Origin of the sequence: Cyanobacterium aponinum PCC 10605, assembly GCF_000317675.1 — a bacterium.
Lineage (GTDB): Bacteria > Cyanobacteriota > Cyanobacteriia > Cyanobacteriales > Cyanobacteriaceae > PCC-10605.
The window spans coordinates 1,077,783-1,102,496 of sequence record NC_019776.1 but is presented as its reverse complement, the minus strand read 5'-3'; the positions used below and the strand labels follow the sequence as shown (position 1 = coordinate 1,102,496).

The 24,714-nt window shown below is 34.6% G+C and carries 23 protein-coding genes; 8 read left to right on the top strand and 15 right to left on the bottom strand.

The window, feature by feature from the left end:
• Positions 1 to 99 precede the first annotated feature (99 nt).
• Positions 100 to 1,365 (bottom strand): glycosyltransferase family 4 protein, encoded by a 1,266-nt coding sequence (locus CYAN10605_RS04520; protein ID WP_015218764.1) that lies wholly within the window; start codon positions 1,363 to 1,365, stop codon positions 100 to 102.
• 314 nt (positions 1,366 to 1,679) lie between these two features.
• Between CYAN10605_RS04520 and CYAN10605_RS04515 the strand changes: the two genes are divergently transcribed.
• Entirely contained in the window at positions 1,680 to 2,063 is a 384-nt protein-coding gene (locus CYAN10605_RS04515; protein WP_015218763.1) for a hypothetical protein, read from the top strand.
• A gap of 477 nt (positions 2,064 to 2,540) precedes the next feature.
• Here CYAN10605_RS04515 and CYAN10605_RS04510 read toward each other — a convergent pair whose 3' ends face one another.
• From CYAN10605_RS04510 to CYAN10605_RS04500, 3 genes are all read right to left on the bottom strand, one after another.
• Positions 2,541 to 3,449 carry a ParA family protein gene (locus tag CYAN10605_RS04510; RefSeq protein WP_015218762.1) on the bottom strand — a complete coding sequence of 303 codons (909 nt, stop codon included), beginning with the start codon at positions 3,447 to 3,449 and terminating at the stop codon, positions 2,541 to 2,543.
• Positions 3,450 to 3,469: 20 nt separating this feature from the next.
• Entirely contained in the window at positions 3,470 to 3,799 is a 330-nt protein-coding gene (gene cutA, locus CYAN10605_RS04505; protein WP_015218761.1) for a divalent-cation tolerance protein CutA, read from the bottom strand.
• Positions 3,800 to 4,029: 230 nt separating this feature from the next.
• Positions 4,030 to 4,224: a hypothetical protein gene (locus tag CYAN10605_RS04500; protein ID WP_041922422.1), complete on the bottom strand. Its 195-nt coding sequence runs from the start codon at positions 4,222 to 4,224 to the stop codon at positions 4,030 to 4,032.
• Between the two features lie 297 nt (positions 4,225 to 4,521).
• Between CYAN10605_RS04500 and CYAN10605_RS04495 the strand changes: the two genes are divergently transcribed.
• Positions 4,522 to 4,839 (top strand): 2Fe-2S iron-sulfur cluster-binding protein, encoded by a 318-nt coding sequence (locus CYAN10605_RS04495; protein ID WP_015218759.1) that lies wholly within the window; start codon positions 4,522 to 4,524, stop codon positions 4,837 to 4,839.
• 98 nt (positions 4,840 to 4,937) lie between these two features.
• On the opposite strand, the gene CYAN10605_RS04490 is transcribed toward CYAN10605_RS04495, so the two are convergent.
• From CYAN10605_RS04490 to glyQ, 4 genes are all read right to left on the bottom strand, one after another.
• On the bottom strand, positions 4,938 to 5,384 hold the full coding sequence (locus CYAN10605_RS04490) for an NUDIX hydrolase (RefSeq protein WP_015218758.1): 447 nt from the start codon (positions 5,382 to 5,384) through the stop codon (positions 4,938 to 4,940).
• Between the two features lie 125 nt (positions 5,385 to 5,509).
• The gene (locus tag CYAN10605_RS04485) at positions 5,510 to 6,640 is read right to left on the bottom strand and encodes a chromate transporter (RefSeq protein ID WP_015218757.1); all 1,131 of its coding nucleotides are present in this window, start codon (positions 6,638 to 6,640) and stop codon (positions 5,510 to 5,512) included.
• 343 nt (positions 6,641 to 6,983) lie between these two features.
• Positions 6,984 to 8,111, bottom strand: coding sequence for a histidinol-phosphate transaminase (locus CYAN10605_RS04480; protein ID WP_015218756.1), 1,128 nt, complete (start codon positions 8,109 to 8,111; stop codon positions 6,984 to 6,986).
• A 223-nt stretch (positions 8,112 to 8,334) separates the two neighbouring features.
• On the bottom strand, positions 8,335 to 9,243 hold the full coding sequence (glyQ, locus tag CYAN10605_RS04475) for a glycine--tRNA ligase subunit alpha (protein ID WP_015218755.1): 909 nt from the start codon (positions 9,241 to 9,243) through the stop codon (positions 8,335 to 8,337).
• 200 nt (positions 9,244 to 9,443) lie between these two features.
• Here glyQ and rplI point away from each other — a divergent pair, with 200 nt between their 5' ends.
• A complete protein-coding gene (gene rplI / locus CYAN10605_RS04470; RefSeq protein ID WP_015218754.1) occupies positions 9,444 to 9,902 on the top strand; it encodes a 50S ribosomal protein L9 in 459 nt (152 codons plus the stop codon).
• Between the two features lie 268 nt (positions 9,903 to 10,170).
• On the opposite strand, the gene CYAN10605_RS04465 is transcribed toward rplI, so the two are convergent.
• From CYAN10605_RS04465 to CYAN10605_RS04455, 3 genes are all read right to left on the bottom strand, one after another.
• Positions 10,171 to 11,331, bottom strand: a complete 1,161-nt coding sequence (locus CYAN10605_RS04465; RefSeq protein ID WP_015218753.1) for a metallophosphoesterase family protein — start codon at positions 11,329 to 11,331, stop codon at positions 10,171 to 10,173.
• A gap of 52 nt (positions 11,332 to 11,383) precedes the next feature.
• Positions 11,384 to 12,358, bottom strand: coding sequence for a DNA polymerase III subunit delta (holA, locus tag CYAN10605_RS04460; protein WP_015218752.1), 975 nt, complete (start codon positions 12,356 to 12,358; stop codon positions 11,384 to 11,386).
• A gap of 117 nt (positions 12,359 to 12,475) precedes the next feature.
• Complete coding sequence (locus CYAN10605_RS04455) at positions 12,476 to 12,622, bottom strand: CAB/ELIP/HLIP family chlorophyll-binding protein (protein WP_502688798.1); 147 nt, start codon at positions 12,620 to 12,622, stop codon at positions 12,476 to 12,478.
• A 237-nt stretch (positions 12,623 to 12,859) separates the two neighbouring features.
• Between CYAN10605_RS04455 and CYAN10605_RS04450 the strand changes: the two genes are divergently transcribed.
• From CYAN10605_RS04450 to CYAN10605_RS17755, 3 genes are all read left to right on the top strand, one after another.
• Positions 12,860 to 15,031, top strand: coding sequence for a sigma 54-interacting transcriptional regulator (locus CYAN10605_RS04450; protein ID WP_015218750.1), 2,172 nt, complete (start codon positions 12,860 to 12,862; stop codon positions 15,029 to 15,031).
• A gap of 156 nt (positions 15,032 to 15,187) precedes the next feature.
• Entirely contained in the window at positions 15,188 to 15,850 is a 663-nt protein-coding gene (locus CYAN10605_RS04445; protein ID WP_041922421.1) for a queuosine precursor transporter, read from the top strand.
• Positions 15,851 to 16,235: 385 nt separating this feature from the next.
• Positions 16,236 to 18,494 carry a choice-of-anchor Q domain-containing protein gene (locus CYAN10605_RS17755; protein ID WP_015218748.1) on the top strand — a complete coding sequence of 753 codons (2,259 nt, stop codon included), beginning with the start codon at positions 16,236 to 16,238 and terminating at the stop codon, positions 18,492 to 18,494.
• 37 nt (positions 18,495 to 18,531) lie between these two features.
• Here the strand turns inward: CYAN10605_RS17755 and xth are convergent, their stop codons facing one another.
• The 3 genes from xth to CYAN10605_RS04425 all read right to left on the bottom strand — a co-directional run bounded on the left by xth (position 18,532) and on the right by CYAN10605_RS04425 (position 21,553).
• Positions 18,532 to 19,323: an exodeoxyribonuclease III gene (xth, locus tag CYAN10605_RS04435; protein WP_015218747.1), complete on the bottom strand. Its 792-nt coding sequence runs from the start codon at positions 19,321 to 19,323 to the stop codon at positions 18,532 to 18,534.
• Positions 19,324 to 19,433: 110 nt separating this feature from the next.
• Positions 19,434 to 20,174 carry a phycocyanobilin:ferredoxin oxidoreductase gene (locus CYAN10605_RS04430; protein ID WP_015218746.1) on the bottom strand — a complete coding sequence of 247 codons (741 nt, stop codon included), beginning with the start codon at positions 20,172 to 20,174 and terminating at the stop codon, positions 19,434 to 19,436.
• A 41-nt stretch (positions 20,175 to 20,215) separates the two neighbouring features.
• Positions 20,216 to 21,553: a TRAP transporter large permease gene (locus CYAN10605_RS04425; protein ID WP_015218745.1), complete on the bottom strand. Its 1,338-nt coding sequence runs from the start codon at positions 21,551 to 21,553 to the stop codon at positions 20,216 to 20,218.
• A 236-nt stretch (positions 21,554 to 21,789) separates the two neighbouring features.
• Between CYAN10605_RS04425 and CYAN10605_RS04420 the strand changes: the two genes are divergently transcribed.
• A complete protein-coding gene (locus CYAN10605_RS04420) occupies positions 21,790 to 23,073 on the top strand; it encodes a glutamyl-tRNA reductase (protein ID WP_015218744.1) in 1,284 nt (427 codons plus the stop codon).
• Between the two features lie 129 nt (positions 23,074 to 23,202).
• On the opposite strand, the gene CYAN10605_RS04415 is transcribed toward CYAN10605_RS04420, so the two are convergent.
• Entirely contained in the window at positions 23,203 to 23,607 is a 405-nt protein-coding gene (locus CYAN10605_RS04415) for a gamma-glutamylcyclotransferase family protein (RefSeq protein ID WP_015218743.1), read from the bottom strand.
• A gap of 31 nt (positions 23,608 to 23,638) precedes the next feature.
• On the opposite strand from CYAN10605_RS04415, the gene CYAN10605_RS04410 reads away from it, so the two are divergent.
• Entirely contained in the window at positions 23,639 to 24,616 is a 978-nt protein-coding gene (locus CYAN10605_RS04410) for an ABC transporter permease (protein ID WP_015218742.1), read from the top strand.
• Positions 24,617 to 24,714 lie beyond the last annotated feature (98 nt).

The following is a 24,714-nucleotide window of genomic DNA, read 5'->3' as shown; positions in this document are numbered from 1 at the left end:
CAACAAGTCAAATCATTATTTGACAATAATTTAATCAATTAAAAGTTTAGCGTTAGGAGTAAAAGAATTATCAATTTTTGATGATAAATTTTTAATTCATTAAAAACCTCTTATCTTTTTCTTTTTGGTGGTTAACGGGGTTAATTTTCCTGTTTCAATCCAATGAATATGTTTTTGAATTAAATCAGACAATTTGTAATTTTCAACAATAGTTTGTCTAGCTTTTTTTCTAATTTTAGCCATTAAATCCTGATTGAATAAAGCATATTCTACTTTATCTGCGATTTTTTCAGGTTCAAAAAAAGGTACTAAAAAGCCATTATAATTATCTACAATTATTTCTTTAACAGGTTGAGTATCAGAAGCAATTACCACGCAACCCGTTGCCATTGCCTCTAACATTGACCATGATAATACAAAAGGACGAGTTAAATAAATGTGGGCAGAAGAGGCTTGTAAAACCTTAAGATATTCACTGTGGGGAAGTAAACCGGTAAACGAGACTTTGGTTAAGTCAAGAGGGAATTTTGCTAACATCAAATCTTGATAGTTTTGCCCCTCTGGTAGCTGTTTTCCATAAGCGACTCTATTTTGTCCAACAATAACAAAATGAGACTGAGGACGACGTTTTTGTAAAATATAAATAGTTTCTATTAATTGGGGAAATCCTCGATAAGGCTCCATGCCTCTGGCTACGTAAGTTATTATTTCCGCTTTATCACTCAAGTCTAAGTTAAGGCTAGGAATAACTAACTTAGTGTCAGCATTAGGTTGAAAATAGTCTGTGTCAACACCGTCATGTAAAACAGTTATTTTGTTATGATATTCCCTTGGAAATTGTTGTTTTTGCCATTGAGTGGGAGATAAGCCTCGATCGCAGCTATATAAATCGATTAAAATGGGAGTATTCTTCACCCTAATTCTAGCTTGATCGTCAGCAGTTAAAGGTTCATTGGGGTCAAAATCAGCATCTGTGCCAATGGCGTGGTAAAACCATTCAAAATAAGCCAAAAATAAGGCACGGGGAAAAATATCCTTCACAAATAAAGTTGAACCCCAACCAGAATGCCCATATATAATATCAGGGTAAAATCCTTTTTGTTTTAAATTAATTAAAGCACGATAAACAGCTTGACCTTGTAAAACAGCATTTTCAATGGGGCGTACATAATGATGAGTTTCTGGCTTTGCCTCCCTAGAAGGTTGATAAATAATTTTTGTGATTCCTTCTATTGCCCCCTCCTTTTTCTTCGTGAGAAAAAAAACATCATAGAGAGGATTTTTTCCTAAAAGTAGCCCCAAATGACGAAATTGAGCAGGAAAATTCGGATGAATAAAAAGTATTGTTTTTCTTCTTTCTGACATCTATTCTGTTTGATAAGTTAATTTATCTGAAAATTTAAGTTTTTCCGAGGAAATATGAGTACAAATACTCATGACAAAAACAGTGAAATAGATAGAGATCTATTCTATAATTAAAAAATTAGTTATCTTAGAGTAATAATTGTTGCAATTGTTAAAATATTATATATTTGCAATTTTTATTAAAAGTATTTAATCTTAAAATATGTCTTTCTACTATGATGAATTTAAAGAGAAAGAATGTAATAGATACAAGAAAGTTTGTTTGAGATCAGAGACGTTAATTTGAGTGTTTAAGCATACTAGAGGTTGTTATCATGGAGTTAATTATTTGTTTTTTAGCTGTTGTTTCCGCTTTCACTGCCTTAATTATTAGTGTAGTCGGATTAGTAAATGCACCCACCCCTATTCTGTTAGCTATTTTAGTGGCGGGGATGATGTTAACACAAAAATCGATTGATAAATTTACTGAACCTACAGTTAATCTTACAGAAGAAAAAGAAAAAAATAGAATTGAAAAGGTAGAGTTGAATTCTTCTAATTCTAATAATGAGAAAGAAAAAACTATTCAATCAATGGTTTATCGAGGTTCTAATTATAGCCGAAATTCTGCTTTAGATAAGTTATTTAGCTTTAAAAATAAGGGTGTAACTCAATATCGTGGAGCAAAAACTAATCACGACGGGAAGGAAATTGTCTGAGTTTATTAGATAGAGTTTGTAAAAAAAGTCAGAAGAAACGTTAAAGTAACCTGAGTTCGGGATAAATTTTCATCTATGAATGATGAAGAAAAAAAGGCAAAAGGCAAGAGGCAAGAGGCAAACCCCCCTTATATCCCCCCTCGAGAGGGGGGAGGGCAAAGGAAAAATTAAGAATTAGGAATTAAAAACCCCGAACACTCATTATTTGTTACTCATTACTCGTTATTTATTACTTTCTCTCAACACCTGCAACCTGCAACCTGAAACCTGACACCTACCCTTATCCAATATTCTTAAACCGAACTGAGGTTAAAGTAATCAATGGGCAAAGGGTAAAGGTTAATAGTAAATTAAATAATAACTCCGAATTCATTTCTCCCTAAAACCTGACACCTGACACCTGACACCTCAAAACAACAACTAATTATCTTTTTGCATAACATCAGTTAACAATTGATTCTATGGTTTTGCATAACTTTAGTTATTAATTGCTTCAATTTTGCCCAAAAATTCCTGAGTTAATTTATAAAAAGCCTTTGAACCGTTACAATTAGGAGAGGCTAGAGTGACGGGAATAAATAAGTCCACAGCTTTGGCAACATTGACATCCATAGGAATATCCGATGCAAAGATTTTGTCTATGGTAAAGTCTTGTTTAACTCTTCTTTTTACTTGCTCATAGTATTTATCGTAACGTCCAAATAAACCTGATTCGGATAAGATAAAAACAACACCCAGTAGTTGTAATTTAAGGGGATTATCTTCTTGATGATTTTCTTTTAATCTTTTAATTCTTCTTTCTAGTAGTTGTATCCCTACTAATGATAATGGTTCTGGTCTTGCTGGTAAAATATAAAAATCACTAGCTGCGATCGCACTTCTTGTTAATAAATTATATCCCGGGGCGCAGTCCATAATGATAAAATCATAGTCATTTATGACAGGTTGAAGAATATTATGGATTAGGTTACGTTCAAAATTATTCCATACCCACTCAAAATCATTACTTTTATTTTCTTTTACTGCCTGTTGATGCAACATTTCTGAGACTAAATACTCATCATATAATTCAATATCTCCGGGCAATAAACTCAATTGGGGTAAATCGCAGATAGAAGGAGTGATAATATCGTGAATACTCAACTTAGCATAAGGATTTGGTTGTACAACTAAATCAATCAAATAACTAAGAGTTTTACGTTTTTTACGCAATTTACCAAACTCATGGGGGGGTAATAAACTGAGTGTGGCACTAATTTGAGCATCTAAATCTAATACTAATACCTTCTTGCCAAAACCTTTTGCTAAACAAGTGGCTAAGTTGACGGTGAGAGTGGTTTTACCAACCCCACCCTTCATATTTACTGTACTGATAATATATCCCATAATTTTGAATAATAATCACCTTAAACTTTTTGCAAACTATCTTGTAACCATTGAATATATGCCATAGAAGAATTAACTATCGGTAAAGCAATAATTTCTGGCACATCATAGGAATGTAAATCTTGAATTCTAGCTGACAAAGTCGAAAAAAGTTGCTCATCAGTTTTGATTACTAATTGCCATTCAGCATCTTCACAAATTTCATTTTGCCAACGATAAACAGAAGTCACAGGATAAAAATTAACACATCCTGCCAACTTTTCTTCCACTAATACACGGGCAATTTTCTTCGCTTCGATTTGATTACCTGTAGTCACAAGTATGACGATATGATTTTTTCGTTGCTCCATAATATAAGCTAGTTTGCTGAATAATTAGAATATTTAGGGTAGGGAAGAGGGAAAAGTAACAATATTTATTCTAAAACTATTAAAATTGATTTTTTTATCTTGCTAGTATTAGTATCTTGGAAAAAGATTTCAGTTTAATAATATTTCCAGAAATCGGGGTTTTATGCCCGAAATACACATAGCAAAAATCATAACTTTTTTCAAAAGTCTAATGATTGATTCTTCATAAACTAAAGATTTGCCCTTGCATCTTTCACCGCCAAAATAAAAGTAATCAAAGTTAAGGGGATACTTACAGCCAAAATGACAGTAGTGCTAGTTGTCCCTAGCTGAGGTACACCAGAACTTAACTCAAATACACAACCAACAGATGCGATCGCAGCTATACAAGAAAGCAGTAAAAGTACACCGCTTTTAGGAGTCATATACATAAAAAATAGTTACCAGTTAATTGCATAAGATACATAACTGTTTTTAACACAAGAAAGGACAAATAAACAATTTAGACTATGTTAAATATGGTATTGCTAATTTTCGATACGATTTCTCATTTAGGTAGGGTGGGGGGAATGAGTAATAGGCAATAGTAATAATAAATATTTTGATGTCTCAATTTTTGGCATAATTTCAGTAGATTTCGTACCATGATTAAACAACGCCTTAAATATTAATTACGGTATAATCTGAGTTTGTGATTAAAATTTAAAGTTAAAATTTATTTTATGAGTAATACTTATACTGTAAAAATTCATAATGCAGGTCAATCTTATACAATACAAGTATCTGAAGACCAAAAGATATTAGATGTAGCACAACAACAAAATATTGAGCTTCCCTCCTCTTGTAACGCTGGAGTTTGTACTACTTGTGCGGCAAAGATAATTACTGGAAAAGTTGAACAAGGTGAAGGAATGGGGTTATCTCCTGAATTGCAAGGGGAAGGATATGCTTTATTATGTGTGTCTTATCCCCGTTCTGATTTAGAATTAGAAACTGGTAAAGAAGACGAAGTTTATGATCGTCAATTTGGACAAGGATAGAAAAAGGCAAAGGCAATTAGTGAATAGTGAATAGTGAATAATTAAAAACTCCTAACTCTCATTACTCATTAATTGTTTTTCCCCAATCGCCCAACACCCTAAGCCTTGATAAGTGGAAAATGGATTTGATAAAAGTCTAATAATATTTGTCGGTGAAAAGGGGCGAAAAAACGCATCTGCTTGGCTATTTTTGAGTAACATTGACCTTGAAGGATAGTTTCTGGAGGTGCAAGGGTAAAATCCCATCCTTCCTTCAGAGTTAATTGTTTTATTTCAACTTTAAGAGGGGCGTAATAAACATGACGGATAATATTTCCTTCTTGGTGACAAATAAATTTATGAAAATCCGTGATTTGATAGTCTATCTCCTCCTGAATTTCTCTGATTAAAGCCGATTCTGGGGTTTCTCCTGTCTCTAAATGCCCTCCAAATAATGCCCAGCAACCCGGATGTATAATGGTGGGAATATTATCTCTTAATTGTAATAAAAATTTGTTTTCTCGATACAAAATTGCGATCGCAACTTCTTTTACTGGTGAAATCATAAAACAACCTTAGTTCAATATAAGAATATTGGATTTATATAGGTGTCAGGGTTTAATTAATTACTAATTACTAATTACTAATTGTTAATTACCCCTTGCCAAAGCTACTAACATAATCAGAAATTTTATATAGAAATCAGGTAATAATAGAGAAAACCTGCTAAACCTCCAATTAAGACTAGCCACACAGAATTAATCTGATAACGGAAAATAACAATAGTAGTAATAATTACTAGGAAGAGGGTAAATAAATCCGTTACAGAATTAGTCATCAAAATATAAGTTACCCCTGCCATTAAACCTAAAGAGGCGGCATTTACCCCATCTAAAAAATTACCCGCTTGAACAGATTGACGGATTTTTTCCACCCAAGGATTGACTAATAAAACTAAGATAAAAGAAGGTAGAAAAATACCGATAGTTGCCATGATTGCTCCTTTATTTCCAGCTATTAAATAACCAACAAAAGTCGCAGTGGTAAAAATAGGACCGGGGGTTAACTGTCCTACTGCGATCGCATCTAGGAGTTGTTCTGAGGTTAACCATTGATAATTTTCAACTAAATCCCGTTGTAAAAAAGCTAATAAAACATAGCCTCCTCCATAAAGGATAGAACCAATTTTCAAAAAAGCCAAAAAAATATTGATTCCTGAAGGAGAAAAACTGATAGAAGGAGAAACGGCAAGAAAAGGAAGGAAAAATAATCCCCCTAAATTGTTTTTATTATCAATAACGGTTTTGGTTATCATTACCCCTAATCCAATTAATAATAAAATGAGGATTTCATCTAATCCTAAAAAAAAAGCTACCGTCGCCATAACACCGCCGATAGTTGTAGGAGTATCTTTTGCCGCCTTTTTCCCTATTTTCCACAAAGCCTGAATAATAATCGCAATTACCACTGGCTTAATACCATACAATAATCCAGAACTAGAGGGCAGACTTTCAAACCTAACATAAAGAATGGCTAATAACCAAACAATGGCCATTGCCGGTAAAATGAAGCAACTCCCCGCCACAATTAACCCTCGCCACCCCGCCTTTTCATAACCAATATGGATGGCTAACTCTGTGGAATTAGGACCGGGTATTAAATTAGTAACACCAAGCAAATCTAGTAATTTTTCCCGACTTAACCATTGGCGCTTTTCCACAATTTCCTTATCCATCATAGCAATATGGGCGGCGGGTCCCCCAAATGCGATCGCACCTAATTTAAGAAAAACTATCGCAATTTCTGATAATGATTGTTTCATAGGGAGAAATTATCTTAACAAAGCTATAATTTGAGTGTTTCAAAAAACCTCTTCCCTTTCTCATTTTTTAAGAGGAGACACAGAGGGGTTTTCTTTTCTTTAGCTTCATTATTATCTTTTATGGCTCTTCAGAGTGTGGTTATAATAAATTAAGAGAAACAGGACTTCTATAACTTTTATGAAATAGTGTTTATAGTAAAATAAAAACTAAAAGTTTATAAATTATTATTTAATAACTACCTCTTGCCTTTTGCCTCTTGCCTCTTGCCTCTTGCCTAACCCAACCAATAATTCACATACTCAAAGTAGTAGAGCCTCTTTATATTTCCTCGTTAAGTATATATTATTGATTGAATAAAGATTGAATTGTGGAGAGTAAATAGTCATTTTCTTCGGGTGTGCCAATGGAAATTCTTAAACCCCCTCCTGTATGTCTAATTAAAATATTTTTTTCTTTTAATTGATTAAGAATATTTTGATGATTTTCATAATTGCCATTTTCCTTCAAGCGACAATAGATAAAATTAGCATCGCTACGCCAAATTTTCAGATTTTTTATCTTATTTAGTTCCTGAAAAACTCTCTCTTTTTCTTTTATCGTTTCTTCTACCGCCGGTAATATTAATTGACGATTTTCCATGGCGAATTGAGCCGCTAATTGAGAAAAAGTTGGTAAGTTATAAGGTAGTCTTAATTTTTCTAATACATTGATAATAGCAGGAGATGCGATCGCATATCCAACTCGATGGGCGGCTAAACGAAAGGCTTTAGAAAATGTCCTTAATACTAACCAATTAGGATAGTTTTTTAATTCAATTGCGAGGGTTTTTTTGCTAAATTCATAGTATGCCTCATCAATGACAACTAAAATATCAGAGGGCAAATTTTTCAACCATGCAATCTCTGAATCATTTAAGCAATTGGCAGTGGGGGAATTAGGATGAACCACAAAAATAACTTTTATGGGAGGATTATTAGTTTCTCTAATCGCCTGATTTGCCTTATCTATATCCCATGAAAAATCTATTTCATTTCTCTCAATGGAAATGGTATTTATTCCCAAACTTTCTGCAAGAATTTTATACATAGAAAAAGTGGGATTAGCTACTAAAATAGAACCCTGATTATTTAAACAAGTAGCCATTAAAATTGAGCGAATTAACTCATCTGAACCATTACCAATGGAGATATTATTAACATTAAATAAACCTTCTTTGTTTATAGATTCATTTACATAATTCACAATCAACCTTTTTAAAACGGAGTGACTACCATCGGGATAACGATTAGTTTCTATTTCTTGTTCATAAAAACTGGCTAATTTTATTCTTAATTCTGAGGGTAGGTTATAAGGGCTTTCATTCGCATCTAAACGAGTTAATTGTTTCTGGTTATCACTAATAGGAGTAGGAATATAAGCAGATAATTTTAATAAATCTTCTCTGATAAAACTCGGTATAAAATCTGTCATTGTTCTCTTGAAGCTAATAAAATAAATGTATTTTAAAAATATAAATACTACTGGATAATAATTGAGTTTAGATAATAATATTAAAAATCATTTTACCTATTTTTTTCTCAATATTTCTAAACTTTAACTCCTGAGTTTGAATCCTATTTATGACAAAAAGGAGAGCAAGAGCTGAAAGTAAACTCTCAAAACTCTGAACTCTGAACTCTGAACTTAGATACAATCAATTATTTACTAATTGTTTTTTTTCGGTTTTTGCCTGTTTATTTAAAGGAAAATTTAACGATTCTCTTTGGGCTAAATATTGTTCTGCTACTTGACGGGCTAAGTGTCTAATCCTCCCAATATAACGAGTTCTTTCTGCGACGGCAATCACCCCTCTAGCGTCTAATAAGTTAAAACAATGGGAACATTTTAAAACATAATCAAGACTGGGTAAAACTAAATTTTTCTCAATTAATTGTTTTGCTTCTTCCTCATATAAAGTAAATAATTGAAATAGTAAATCAGGGTTAGAGGCTTCAAAATTATAAGTACATTGCTCGATTTCTCCTTGCAGGAAAATATCCCCGTATTTAATCTCATTATTCCACTGAATATCATAGATGCTATCCACATCCTGAAGATACATGGCTAGTCTCTCTAAACCGTAAGTAATTTCGATGGAAACGGGTTTACAGTCAATCCCCCCACACTGTTGAAAGTAGGTAAATTGAGTAATTTCCATGCCGTCTAACCAAACTTCCCAACCAACTCCCCAAGCACCGAGAGTAGGTGATTCCCAGTTATCCTCCACGAAGCGAATATCATGATCTTCTGGGTGTATTCCTAATGCTTTCAATGAGTCTAAATAGATTTCTTGGATATTGTCAGGGGATGGTTTAATTAATACTTGGTATTGATAATAATGTTGTACACGGTTGGGATTCTCCCCGTAACGTCCGTCAGTGGGTCTTCTACAAGGTTCTATATATGCTACTGACCAAGGTTCAGGTCCGATCGCGCGTAAGAATGTATTATGACTCATAGTACCTGCCCCCTTCTCCGTGTCGTAGGGTTGAGCTATAAGACAATTTCTTTCACTCCAAAATTGATTAAGAGTAGCAACAATATCTTGAAAATTAATAGTCATGAATTAAGCAGATGTTATGTCTAGGTTTACGATAGAAGTTGAGGAAAAGGCAAAGGCGATTGAGTTCAAATAAGCGGTTTTACTCTCTATTAATTATAGCGATTGTAGGTAATTCTCAAAAGATTGAAAAATAAGTTAAAATGATAATTTGTGACTAAATATGCTAACTATAAGAAATTATTTATTACTAAGAGGTAATCATGGCTCAGAAAGTACAACTATTATTAAATAAGAATGTTGAGAAATTAGGTAAAAGAGGAGATGTGGTTGATGTTGCTCCCGGTTATGCTCGTAACTATCTTGTACCTCAAGGCTTTGCTGTGGTAGTAACCCCCGGTATTTTGCGTCAAGTAGAGCAGAGAAAAGAGAAAGAAAGACAACGCCTACAAGCTATTTTAGAAGAAGCCAAATCTCGTAAAACTGCCTTACAAACCATCAACAATTTTGTTATTCGTAAGCAAGTGGGTGAACAAGATGCTATCTTTGGAACTGTAACCACTCAAGATGTGGTAGATGTAATTAAACAAAGTGCTGGTTTAGATATTGAGCGTCAAGATATTACTGTACCTGAAATCAAAAAAACTGGTAAATATAGTGTTTCTATTAAACTTCACGCAGAAGTAACCGCAGAAATTACAGTAGAAGTTGCTCCTTTATAACTTTACTTCAGTCTAAGAGTATTGGATTTAGGACAGTTTGGTGAAGTTAATAACTTATGGGTAGAGAGAAAAGGAGATGAAGGTATTAGGATATTAGGGGAGATGAGGTTTCAGGTGTCAGGTTGCAGGTATTAGGGATAGGGGGATGAGGGGAGAGGGGGAAACAAGTAATAAATAATAAATAAGTGAGTGTTCGGAGTTTTTAATTCTTAATTCTTAATTCTTAATTCTTAATTTTTCCATTGCCCCTTGCCCCTTGCCCTTTGACCTAGTTTTCATTACATTTTTTTTTGTCTTGAAATTTATTTAGACAGATTCTCTTCTCTTCTTCTGTTAGGTTTTGAATAGATATATCTCGTCTTAAAATCATTCCATTATGTCCCATAATTAAGCGGGGTAACTGCTCATATTTTATGAGGGAGAAATCTTGCATATCATAGGTTGTATAAATTGTGTAATCAGGGTTGTTAAAATCTACATCCACAACGGTGATTGTTTTTCTGGGAGGAATATTGTTGTCAAGATACGGGCGTGCGCCTGAACCTAATGCACCTGTATGTAATAGTTGCAATTCTCCTTTATGAGCAGGATAATAGGCGTGATGATGACCACTTATGTAAGTATGTACGTCATATTTTTCTAAAAGTTGACGTAATTCATCGGCATTGTTTAAAACTTCTCCGGGATAGTCTCTCCCTTCAGACACCGCATAGAGAGGTAGATGCCCGATAATTATTCTCATTTTTGCCTGTTGTGCTTTTTCTGATGCAAGGCTTTTTTCTACCCATGATAATTTATCCTTGGGAATACGACTGGATGAGCCATCCCACACTAAAAAGAAGATATTATCTTCTTCAAAGGTATAATAAAAGGGAAATTGATTGCGATCGAGGAATTTTACTCCTGAATTATGCTTCGGATTTTGCCAGTATTCTACTGCTAAGTCTCTTTCCTGTTGAAACAGAAATTTATTGTTAGGTGCGATCGCACTTGAAGCATCATGATTACCGATAGTGAAACCAAAGGGAATATTTAGATTTCTGATAGGTTGAGCGATTTGAGTATCAAATGCCTTCCACATTGCCCGAATCTGAGCCTGAGTTAAAGAGGGTTTTTGACCTGCAATCATATCACCACTGCATAATATTAAATCAGGTTGCCAAAAGGGGAGCATTTTTAGGGCGAGATGTACTTCATCATCATATTCTGTTGAACCATAAGCACTATTAAGATCACTAATTACTAAAATTCTGACATCTTTTTTTTCAGGCTTAAATGGTTGATATTTATTAATTAATTCTTGAGTTTGAAAAGAGATATTTTCCTGTCCTTGTACTGATTTAAAAAAAATAAAGTCATTGATAAAGTAACTCAAAATACAAGTAAAAATAGTTGCAATTAATATAGTTATAAATTTTTTATTATTCATAGAAAATAAAACATATTTGGGTCTTTTACAGTAGTTATGATAATTTATTTGATTATAAAGTACATAGTTGAATAATTTTAGTTTCTAAAGCAATAAGAGGATCATGACCTGATTTTAAATTTGCTTCTAATTCTAACAAAATAGGTAAAGAAGATAATAATTTTTGTGCGGAGATATTTTTTGTTTCTTGTTTTAGGAAATAAATTCTTTTTGGATTACTAATATCGGCATTTTCAGCGATCGCTTTTTCGTCTTTTTCTCCACTTTCAACCATTGTTTTTACGATTGCCCAAGTGCGAAATTGGCCGACTAAAGTAGCAACAATTCTCAGGGCAGGTTCATTAAGACTAATTAAATCTTGTACTAATTGTAAGGCAAGGGGAATATTTTGTTGTAAAATTGCTTGGGCTAATTGTAAACTATTTTGATTACTAACATTAACTAATGATTTAACAATTTCTTCGTTAATGGGTTGTTTATTTTCTCCCTGATAAAGGGATAATTTATCTAATTCTTGCCACAACAAACGGCTATCATTTCCTACGCAATTAGCTAATATTTTGATTCCTTCTTTGGTGATTTTTAACTCTTTTTGAGCAACCATTCCTTCCACTTTTTTAATTAAAATATCTGTTTGCCATGGCGGAATTAAGCTAAATTCTTTGACTTGAGCGTATTGATTTACTAATTTAGTGCTTTTAATCCTGCCATCAGGTTTTTTCTCGCTGGTTAAAAGCAAATGGGTTGTGTCGGGAATTTGTTTGATGGTGCGTTGAATTTCTGTTAATAAGTCTTCAGAACAAGATTGACAGATGGTTGTATTGACTAGCCACACAATGCGATCGCCACTTCCAAAAGGAGGAGTCATAGCCTGTAAAAAGGCTTCACGAATAAACTCTTCTTTATCCCCTGCAAATTTTTCAAAGTTAAATTGTAACCAATTGAGATCAAGATTTTTTTCTTTTAGGGCATTGATTTCTTGCATCATCGTGAAATCATCATCACCCCAAAAATAGTAAATAGGCATTCTTTGCGTTTATCATTAATCCAAAACTTTGCTTATTATATCCAAACAACAAAAAAGGAGGCTAACGCCCCCTTGAGATTAATTCAGTTCAATTTCAATCAAATGTGTTTCTTTTAATTACATTAAACCTAATTGAGCTAAAATACCTTTACCAGTCATTAACTCAGTGGCAATACCAATTAAGAAACCTAACATTGCTAAACGACCATTCCAGTTTTCAGCAAATGCGGTGAAGCCTAATTTACCTTCTTTGTTTTCCATGATTGATCTCCTTATAGTAAAAATGCTGTTGTGTCAATTAATTTAATACTAACTTAACATAATTTCTCAAAAGCAACAACAAAACTTTACATTAACTGGTGTGGATTTCCGTATTGTAAGTTATTGTTATATAATCGAGACAGATAAATTAGTTTTAATTATTCTTGATAGTATTTAAGCCAAAACCTGCTACCTGAAAACCCCCTAAATAAATTAGAAAAATATTGAGCAAAGATTGAGATGACAGACAAAAAATTTAATGATAATTTGGCGCAAGAATTAGCAGATGTATCTTCACAATTGAGTTTTGAGCGAGAGAGACAAACTGTTTTGCGTCCTTATTTAGTAACAAAAGCTAAGCGAGGAATTGTTGGTAGAAGTCGCTATGCGGTAAGGCTTCGACAAGAAATCAAAAAAGTTACTAATAGTCGAGAATCTGTATTGATTTTTGGTGAGCCGGGCTTGGAAAAAGATAACTTGGCGGCTTTAATTCATTATGGTTCGTGCGATCGCCGTGAACCTATTATTAAGGTCAACTGTGGCAAACTTCAAGCTAGTGGAGCAGAATTATTTGGACGGGAAGGGGGAAAATATGGATTAATTGAGGCACTGGGTAAGGGTACTCTCATTTTCAATAATATTCAAGAATTGCCCCCAGAGTTGCATCAACCTCTTTGCCAACTGTTAGCAGAACAAATATACTTTCCCGTTCAACGTTCGGAAAACACTACCCCTCAACAAAAAAAATGTCACGCTCGAATTATTCTCATTACAGAAAAGGCAATACCCGAAATTAGTAACCTCGTCACTCATACCATTAAAGTTCCTCCTCTCAGGGTAAGAAAGAGTGATTTAGAGGATCAGGCTAATTACTACATCAGTTTAATTGCTCGTAGTCGTAAAATTAGCAAACCCACCATTACTGCCGATGCCCTACGCCGTTTACAAACCTATGATTTTCCTAATAATCTTCGAGAGCTAGAAAATTTGATAGAAAGAGCAATAGTTCAGTTATCTGGCAGTAATCAATTAACAGAAGACATCATTTGGCCTTCAAGGGGAAAAAAACAGCAATTTCGTCTCAATTTACTTAATGTTTATCCCCGTCTGCGTAATTTTCTTCGTAGTCCATGGTATCCCGATCGCATCAACTACGGTTTTACCGTTGCCGCCTTTGCTTTTATTGTTGCCATTTTATTCTTTGCACCCCAGACGCGATCGCACAATTTTGCCCTTAACTTCTTTTGGGCATGGTGGTGGCCTTTAATCCTGATTGGTTTTCCCTTTGTTGGGAGATTATGGTGTTCCATTTGTCCCTTTATGATTTATGGCGAAATCACCCAAAAATTACGAGTCTGGCTACTCCCTCATATTCCCTTAAAAAAATGGCCTCGTCAAACAGCCGAAAAATGGGGAGGATGGTTTTTATTTACCCTCTTCGCCCTAATTTTACTCTGGGAAGAATTATGGGATTTACCCAACACAGCCTATTTATCAGCTTGTTTACTACTGCTAATTACAGCAGGAGCAATGATTTGTTCCGCAATTTTTGAAAGAAGATTTTGGTGTCGCTACTTATGTCCCATTGGGGGAATGAATGGAATGTTTGCCAAACTAGCCATCACCGAATTAAGGGCTCAACAGGGTATTTGCTCCGCCGAATGTACCACTTATCAATGCTATAAAGGAGGACCACAAAAAGGAGAAGGATTAGCAACCGATGGATGCCCCTTATACTCCCACCCCGCACAACTACAAGATAACCGAGACTGCGTATTGTGTATGACTTGTTTAAAAGCCTGTCCTCATCGCTCTGTTAGCTTTAATTTACGTCCCCCCGGTATAGAATTATGGACAACCCATCAACCTCGAAGTTATGAAGTAGCCCTATTATTTTTACTATTAAACGCCGTTTTTCTGCACCAATTACCACAAATTAATCAACTATTTAACTTAAATTTCGACTTAACCAATTTTTGGCAACATACCCTTTTATCTATTATCGTCTTATTTGCTCCTGCTCTCATCCCCTTATTTTCTTATGGAATTATTAGAATAATTAATTCTATCTATCCCCAAATTCAACCTCGCTCATTTATTGAATTAGCCTATGGCTATTTACCTTTAGCCTTAATGGCAAATCTCGCTTACTATTTACAACTAGGTTTAGCTGAAGCAGGGAGAATCTTACCAGTAACATGGGCAACCTTCGGCTTTGACGGCAGTAATTTACCCATTTTGGTTGCACACCCCGCAGTCATTAATTTTTTACAAGGTACAGCCTTAATTTTAGGAGTCCTTTTAGCTATCATTCTCAGTCAAAAAATTGCCCGTCAATCTTTTAAATTACTTGTACCTCAACATTTTTCTTTAATTTTATTAGGTTTTTTATTTTGGAAAATTAATAACTAAAGTTACCCAATTATTAAAAATCGCCCCTCGCCTGTGGTAGAGGGGTTGGGGGTGAGGGCAAGTCATAGTAACGAGTTTGATTGTTTTATGCTTCTAATATTTAATAAATCAGTTAAGAAATTAAAAAGAAGAAAATTAATAAAATCTATTTTTCAGATGAAACAAAATTTTTCCTCTCACCAAGAAACTATATTCCTAATTTTGTCCGCCATTTTTATCGGTTGTTTAATATGCTCTAATCTAATCATTCAAAAGTTTTTTACAGCTAACATATTTTCTCTCAATTTTGAACTTTCAGTTGGTATTATTCCCTATCCTATTACTTTTCTCTGTACAGATTTAATTTCAGAAATTTACGGTAAAAATAAAGCAAATCAAGTAGTAATTGCAGGTTTTATAAGTAGCCTTTTCATTTTACTAATTATGACTATTGCCAACACAGTAGAAGCCGTGTCATGGTCTCCCATTAGTCAGGAAACATTTAATCAAGTATTTGGCTTATTTACACCAGCAGTAATCGCATCGTTATTAGCTTATTTAGTGGCTCAATTCGTTGACATTAGAATGTTTCATTTTTGGAAAAATTTAACAGAAGGAAAACATTTATGGCTAAGGAATAATGGTTCAACAATTGTTTCTCAGCTTATTGATACTAGCTTAGTTTTATTCGTTTTATGTATTTTTGGCGTTATAGCTTGGGATAAGTTTTCAGATTTATTTCTTAACGGTTTCACTTTTAAATTATTATTTGCCCTAGCAGATACTCCTTTTTTTTACTTAGGTGTATGGTTAATTCAGCCTAAATTAGTTCAGGAGTAATTATCAAGATAATTACTAAATTAAGTCAAATATATAAATAAAATAACCAGATTTATCCTAATTAATATTTATCGATTATTATATCCTAATTATCTGTCTATATTTAATAAATAATAATAGGATTAAATTTATTGATTGAAAAAACTTTGCATTTTGAACTAATACCGTTTCTCCTATATATTTACGTTATTTTCATGGTTACAGCAACTTAACTTTTACTTAACCAAGATTTACAATAATAAATATCAATACCATGTTGAATTAAAGGATGTTTTTGGGCATATTTTGGATAGAAAACAATATACACAAAAAATAATATTTGTTTTCTCTTTTTTGAATTACAATTAAAACAAATAAAAAATACTTAAGTAATTTCTTAGATATTATGGCAGACGAAACTATATTGTTAAATGTCACGACCACTGAGGATCAAAATGACGGTAGTAGTTTTCAGGGTTTATCTTTAAGGGATGCTATTCTTATCGCTAATGCTGATCCTGACAACCATTACACAATTAATCTTCCTGCAGGAACATATAATCTAACAATTAAAAATGTTTTATTACCAACTACTGATACCAGTGCAGATGCAGCGACTTTATTTCAAAGCCGTTTAGCAACAGGTGACTTGGATATTATTGGTAATATCACCATTATTGGGGAAGATCCAGAAAATACCATTATTGATGCCGAGTCTTTAACTCAACCCTTACCCCCTGATGATAGTACAAATCCTTTTCCTGATGATCCTCCAGTTATTACCCCAACTATAGGCGATCGCGTCTTTGATGTTTTATCAGGAGAGCGATCAGGCAAAACCTTACAAGATGGAAGTCCTGCTAATGGTAATTTAAATCTTCAAAATGTCACCATTAAAAAAGGTGCGATGACAGAAGAAAATATAGATGCGACCTTTGCAGGAGGGACGGTAAATGGTGGAGTGTTAAATGTTGATTTGAATGCTCAAGCTATCATTACTAATAGTATCATTACCGATAGTTCTACCACTCTACAAGGAGGAGGAATAAATAACTCTGGTACTTTAACTTTAGAAAAAACCATTGTTAGCGGTCACAATTCTGGGGATAATGCAGGAGGAATCTACAACACTGGCATTATGACCATTCGAGATAGTGCCATTATTAATAACTTAGCAGACGCAGCCGCCCCCGATATAATCGAAGGTGGTGGCGGGGGTATTCTCAACGAAGCAGGGGCAACTCTGATTATGGTTAATACTACTGTTTCTGGAAATCGTAGTGCTTCAGATGATGGCAATGATCCCCCCGGCGGTCCGGGTGATGGTGGTGGTGGCATTTTGTCCAGAGGAACTACCCGTATTATCAACTCAACCATTGTCAACAATGCGGCTCAAGTAGGTTCAGGTATTTATTCAGAAACAACTACTGCCAACACAATTTTATATAACACCATAGTAGGGAATAATAATGGCAGTCCAGACTTAGACGGGTTTTTTGACTCCCGTAGCGGATTTAATTTAGTTAGCAACGCAAATGGCTCAATTCTTGATGCTAAAAATGGCAATATTGTTGGTGGTGATACAACTCAACGTATCGATCTAAAAATAGGTCCTTTACAAGACAATGGTGGTCCTACTCCCACTCATGCACTATTACCCGGCAGTCTAGCTATTAATGCAGGAGATACTGAACAGGTTAATATTCTATTCTATTTTCCCGATGATCCACCACTAGATCAAAGAGGTTCAGAAAGAATTAGTGATGGCAGAATCGATATTGGTTCTTATGAAGTTTTTGTTGAAACAACAGGAGGTCAAGAAACAGTAGATAATTCGTCAACTCCCGACACTACCACTACTGGAGTAAATAATAATACGGGGTCAGAAAATCCTGAAACTAACAACCCTGATACTACCACCACTGGGGTAAATAATAACACGGGGTCAGAAAATCCTGAAACTAACAACCCTGATACTACTACCACTGGGGTAAATAATAACACGGGGTCAGAAAATCCTGAAACTAACCCTGACACTACTACCACTGGAGTAAATGAAAATAGTGAAACAGAAACCGGTTCTGAAACTAACCCTGACACTACTACCACTGGGGTAAATGAAAATAGTGACACGGAAACTGATTCTGAAACAACTACAAATATCCCTGATAACAGCAATCCAGAAGTAGTAGGAAGTGAAACAACAGACTCATTATTAAATGATCCTTTCTATCGTTTTCAAAACAGCGATCGCGCTGGCACTTATCTATATGTAGGAGCAGAAGAACGCACCGATATTCTTAATAATTATTCACCTCCTTTTATAGAAGAAGGATTCGCATTCAATGTGTCTTATCAACAACAAGATGGATTAATTCGCTTTAATCGCTTCCAAAGCATGGAAACCCCCGGTACTTACTTATTTGCCAGTGAAGAAGAAAGCGTTAGTATTCGTCAAAATCATTCAAACACATTTGATGAAGAAGGTATTGCTTTCTATGCTTATGGTGCTGATGCTGGTATCGGACAAGATGTATTCCGTTATCAAAGTAAGGTTAACCCCGGTACTTACTTATTTGTTTTAGAAGCTGAGAAAAATACTATTGACTCTCAACATGCTTCCGATTTCACCTATGAAGGGGTTGCTTTTGAAGTTATTGTTTAAGATTATTGTTAGGTGGGCAATGCCCACCATTAATTGATTAGCTTGGAAATTCACATACTACAGGAGCATGGTCACTGGGTTTTTCTAATTTCCTAGGATTAATATCTATATAACAATTACTAGCTTTTTCATAAAGACTACTGGTTAAGTAAATATGATCAATACGCCACCCTCTATTTTTACTGAAACCACCATGACGATAATCCCACCAACTGTAATGATTTCCCTCTTGAGTAAACTTACGAAACGCATCTCTAAAGCCTAAATCCATGATGTTGGTTAAAGAATCTCTTTCGGGAATAGAAGCCATGATGTGATCTTTTTTCCCCTTAGGATTATAAATATCTATATCTTCTAAAGCTATATTAAAGTCTCCACAGACTAAAATTTCTTCGCTATGTTTATCTTTTAGCTCTATTAAATACTCTGATAATTTTTTTAGCCAAGTTAGTTTATACTCGTATTTTTCAGAGCCAACAGAATTACCATTAGGTACGTATAAGTTAACGATTCTAATATTATTAAAAACACCACTAATTACTCTTTTTTGCTCATCTAAATTATCAGCATTTTTCTCTAATATTCCAGAGAAACCATAGTCAATTTTATCCAGAGGTTTTTTACTAAAAATAGCTACTCCATTATAAGATTTTTGACCATATATATAAGTTTTGTAACCTATATCATTAAAAGTTTCTACAGGAAAATCTTGATCTATAACTTTTGTTTCTTGTAAACAAATAATATCAATATCATGTTCTAATAACCAGTTTTTTACGTGTTCTTGTCTAGTTCTAATAGAGTTAACATTCCATGTTGCTATTTTCATATATTTATTTCACTTTAATTTTAATATTGTGATCAAATTTTTATGACTTTAAACCTGACACCTGATACCTCAAAACAACAACTAATTATCTTTTTGCGTAACATCAGTAACTAAGTTAATGATGGTAAATCAAATAACACTGAAGTCATATAATTTTCTGCCCATTCTTCCCCAAAGGCTTTTTCTAAGACTCGTCGAGTTTTATCGTTTTGCTGTTGTTGACTGCAATAGTTTTTTTGTCCTTCCCAATAAATTAATTTTTCTTCATCGGAAACAGATTGAGACTTTTCGGCAATTTGGCAATGAATAGTTAAAAAATCTCGAACACGATTTAAAAATTGTATTTCCTCCTCTTCATTTGCAGGGCGAATGAATAAACAAAAAGGGGAAAAAATATCACCCCAAACAGGTAAATCTCTTACATCACTGAATTGAGAATTTTCTAAGGCAGATAAGGCATTATTGTAATCTTCAGCAAGATTTTTTTCAGCATTAGTAGGAGATAAATCAACAATGGCGGCACTAATTCCCGCTTTTCCTGCTACGATGTCACAACCAAACATAGGCAGAGGATAATTGACGTGAGGAAACATAACACAATGAAGAATATCTAAATTAGTTCCCACCTTAGCTAATTCTAAGTGCATTTTCCGAAATTGGGTGGTTTGATAGCAACGATTTTCAATGGTTAGTCTTTCTCCTTCTAATTTTCCTTCAACATATCCTAATCCTTCTGGTAGTTGGTAGGGTGAGAGAGAAAGGTTTTCTTGCCATGTTGTAATAATTGTTTCCGCCAATTGATTAATTAAAGGATGCAATCTATCTTTTAAATCAGAGGAAATATTAACCATGAATAAATTTTATATTTTATATATTTTGTCTTAAATTTACTTTAATTTGCCGAGGATAAAGAAGGCAAGAAATTAACAAGGGCAGGAAAAATGATTATTAGGATTAAAACGAATAATTGCAATAAAATAAAAGGTATTGCACCTTTGTATATATCTTCTGTGGAAACTTCAGGAGGAGCGACTCCCCTTAAATAAAAGAGGGCAAAACCGAAAGGGGGAGTAAGAAAGGAGGTTTGTAAATTAGCACCTAAAATAACTCCATACCATAGCAAATCAATTCCTAAAAGTTGAGCGGCAGGGGCAAATAATGGGATAACAATGAATGCGATTTCAAAAAAGTCGATAAAAAAGCCAAGGATAAAAATCAACAACATATTAACGGCTAAAAATCCCCATACTCCACCGGGTAAGTTTACCAATAATTCTTCAATAATGCGATCGCCTCCTATACCCCTAAATACTAAACTAAAAGCAGTAGAACCGAGCAAAATAAACATAACCATTGTGGTAATCAACATAGTTGACTTACAAGCCTTAAGCACCATTTGCCAAGTTAAACGCCCATTCAACATTGCTAAAATCATAGCACCAAAAGATCCGATCGCACCCGCTTCTGTGGGAGTAGCAATACCCCAAAAAATACTACCTAAAACTAAAAAGATTAAAATTAGAGGAGGAAACATAGCCTGAGTAACCCTAACCCACAACTGTTTCCCACTGATTTTTCTCACCTCCAAAGGCAAAGCTGGGGCGCAATCAGGTCTTAACCATGCTACAATCAGCACATGAGCCGCAAAAACCCCCGCCATCAATAACCCCGGAATTAAAGAACCAATAAACAAATCTCCCACCGGTAAACCCAGTTGATCCGCCAACACCACAAGGACTACACTAGGAGGAATAATCTGCCCCAAAGTGCCACTAGCCGCAATCACTCCTGTTGCTAATTGCTTGTTGTAGCCATAACGTAACATAATCGGTAAAGAAATCAAGCCCATAGCTACCACCGTAGCCGCAACCACCCCCGTTGTAGCCGCTAATAAAGCCCCCACCACCACCACCGCTAAAGCTAATCCCCCCCTCATCCTGCCGAATAAAATTCCCATCGTTTCCAATAATTTCTCAGCTATCCCCGTAGTTTCTAACATTGAGCCGAGAAAAATAAAATAAGGAATTGCCAACAAAGTATAATTAGACATAATTCCAAAAATACGAGAAGGCATTGCCGTCAGAAAAATGGGATCAAAAACGCCCAATAAACTACCAATCAAGGCAAAAATAAGGGCAACTCCCCCCAAGGAAAACGCCACAGGGTAGCCCGAAGAAAGGAATACTAATGCCCCAACAAACATTAACAAACCTAGCCAATCATAAGACATAATCTAAGACCCTATTAAAACAGAATAAAGTTTTGATAACTAAGAGTTTAAGGGAAACTAGAGAGAAATATAAAATAATCAATAAATTGAAAATTAATAAGATTTCTGAAACCTTGTAAATATATGTAAAGATTATTTAAAGACGTTAGGAAATAACCTCTACCATAAACAATAATTTAAAATTGTTAAAAAGCATTTATAGTAACCCGATTATTTAAAGAGCATAAAAATAGAAAATGAATATTGTAGTAGTAGGACTTTCTCACAAAACTGCCGCAGTGGAAGTAAGAGAAAAATTGAGTATTCCTGAAGCGAAAATAGAAGACTCCATTCGTCATTTACTCACTTACCCCCACATAGAAGAAGTTGCAATCATTAGCACTTGTAACCGCTTAGAAATTTATGCTGTAGTCAAAGAAACAGAACAAGGGGTAAAAGAAATAACCCAATTTTTGGCAGAAATAGGTAATTTAGCCTTATTAGAGTTACGTCGTCACTTATTCATTCTTCTTCATCAAGATGCTATTCGTCACTTAATGCGTGTTGCCGCCGGATTAGAAAGTTTAGTTTTAGGGGAAGGGCAAATTCTTGCACAAGTAAAAACAACCCATAAACTAGGAATGAAATATAATGGTATGAGTAGATTGCTCGATCGCCTCTTTAAACAAGCAATTAGTGCAGGGAAAAGAGTTCGTACAGAAACCAATATTGGTACTGGTGCAGTATCTATTAGCTCAGCGGCGGTGGAATTAGTCGATACAAAAATAGAAGATTTATCCTCCCAGAAAGTTACCATTATCGGTGCAGGAAAAATGTCCCGTTTATTGGTTCAACATCTCTTAGCAAAAGGAGTTGAGGATATTATAATCGTTAATCGCTCCCACAATCGTTCTCAAGAATTAGCAAAACAATTTCCCCAAGCCAATTTAAAGCTAAACCTCCTTGAAGATATGATGACTATGGTTGCTCAATCTGATATAGTGTTTACCAGTACAGGAGCAACTCAACCAATTCTCGATAAAAATAATCTTTCCTCTCTATCCATTAATCATTCACTGATGTTAGTTGATATATCAGTACCGAGAAATGTAGCTAGTGACGTAACAGAACTAGAATTTATTAAATCCTATAATGTGGATGATTTAAAGGCGGTAGTAGCACAAAATCACGCCAGTCGCCGAGAAATGGCAAGGGAAGCTGAAAACTTATTAGAAGAAGAAATAGAAGCCTTTGAACTATGGTGGCAATCTTTAGAAACTGTACCAACTATTAGCTGTTTAAGAAGTAAAATAGAGCAAATCCGGGAGCAGGAATTAGAGAAAGCCTTATCGAGATTAGGTTCTGAGTTTGCAGAAAAACATCAAGAGGTAATTGAAGCCTTAACCAGAGGTATTGTGAATAAAATATTACATGATCCAATGGTACAATTACGAACCCAAAAAGACATCGAAGCCCGAAGAAAAGCATTACATACCTTACAAACTTTGTTTGATCTTGAAGTATCTGAGCAGTTAATCTAAATTAGGGTATTGGGGTATTAGGGAGAAACAAGTAATGAGTTAGGAATTAAGATTTAGAAGTTATTAATTATCAACTATTTACCTTTGCCCTTTGCCCCTTGACCTTTTAACTTTGCCTTTTGCCTTGTCTTAATTACTAATTTTTAATTGCCACCATCCAGAGGGTAAAAAAACACCATTCAAAGATGCGATCGCACTATCTTTCATAAAATAGCACCAAGCCTCATCTATGGGTTGATTATCATCATTATAGACAGTTATTTTTCGCCGTTCATACTCATTTAAGGGGGAATTATCAATTCCTGTATAACCCTCCAACTTATCAAGATTACTTAAGTGTTTAAAAGAAGCGAAAGATAATAGATAACCATAAACTTTTTCTTCCCCTTCAGTCATTGCAGGATAACCCAGAGGTAAATCATATAATTTGCCTTTTGTCCAACACTTCACCTCATTAATGGTTTTTCCTTGACAATAAATTTTATAGTATTTTCCAGAGGGTTTTAATGTGCCATAAACAAAAACTTTTAACATAGATTTACCTAAATTATCAAATTCTTAAACAATGTTTTACATTATCAAAAGATTACTGCAAGGATTATTAACCTTATTGTTAGCATCTATACTAAGTTTTGCAATTATTCAACTAGCCCCCGGAGACTATTTAGATAATTTACGACAAAATCCAACCATATCTCAAGAAACCATTGAAGAATTAAAAATTCGTTTTGGATTAGATAAATCAGCGATTGAGCAGTATTGGTTATGGTTTAAACAAGTGATTACTCATTTTGACTTTGGAGAAAGTTTTGTTTACTCCCGCTCTGTTTCGAGTTTAATTTTAGAGCGTATTCCAGCCACTTTACTGTTGGCTTGTTCTTCTATCATTATTACTTGGGCGATCGCACTTCCTCTTGGAATTATTAGTGCAGTCAAACAAAATACATTTACTGATCGATTTCTGAGGGTTATCAGTTACTTTGGTCAAGGATTTCCTAGCTTTATCACCGCTTTATTACTATTAATTTTGGCTCAATATCTTTCCCCTTTATTTCCCGTAGGAGGTATGACAAGTATCAACCATGCAGAGTTATCAACAGGGGGAAAAATTCTTGACATAGCATGGCATATGATATTACCCACCATTGCCTTAAGCATAACCAGTTTTGCAGGATTACAAAGACTGACCAGAGGGCAACTCCTAGATGTTTTAAGACAAGACTACATTCAAACAGCCAGAGCCAAGGGTTTACCAGAAAATAAAGTTATTTACGTCCATGCGTTACGCAATGCTATCAATCCATTAATCACCTTATTAGGCTTTGAATTTGCCAGTTTATTGAGTGGTTCATTCATTGCTGAATACTTTTTTAACTGGCCCGGGTTAGGTCGCCTAATCTTACAAGCAGTACAAGCTCAAGACCTATATTTAGTCATGGCAAGTCTGATGATGGGGGCAACAATGCTGATCATTGGTAATCTTTTCGCCGATATATTATTAACTGTTGTCGATCCTCGTATTCGATTGGATAATCTTGATTAGGAGTTCGAGTTCGGAAAGAAGTGCAGGTTTTTGGTGATGGGGGGATGAGGGAATAGGGGGAAGTAGGGGCGAATGGCCATTCGCCCGTACAGGAGCAA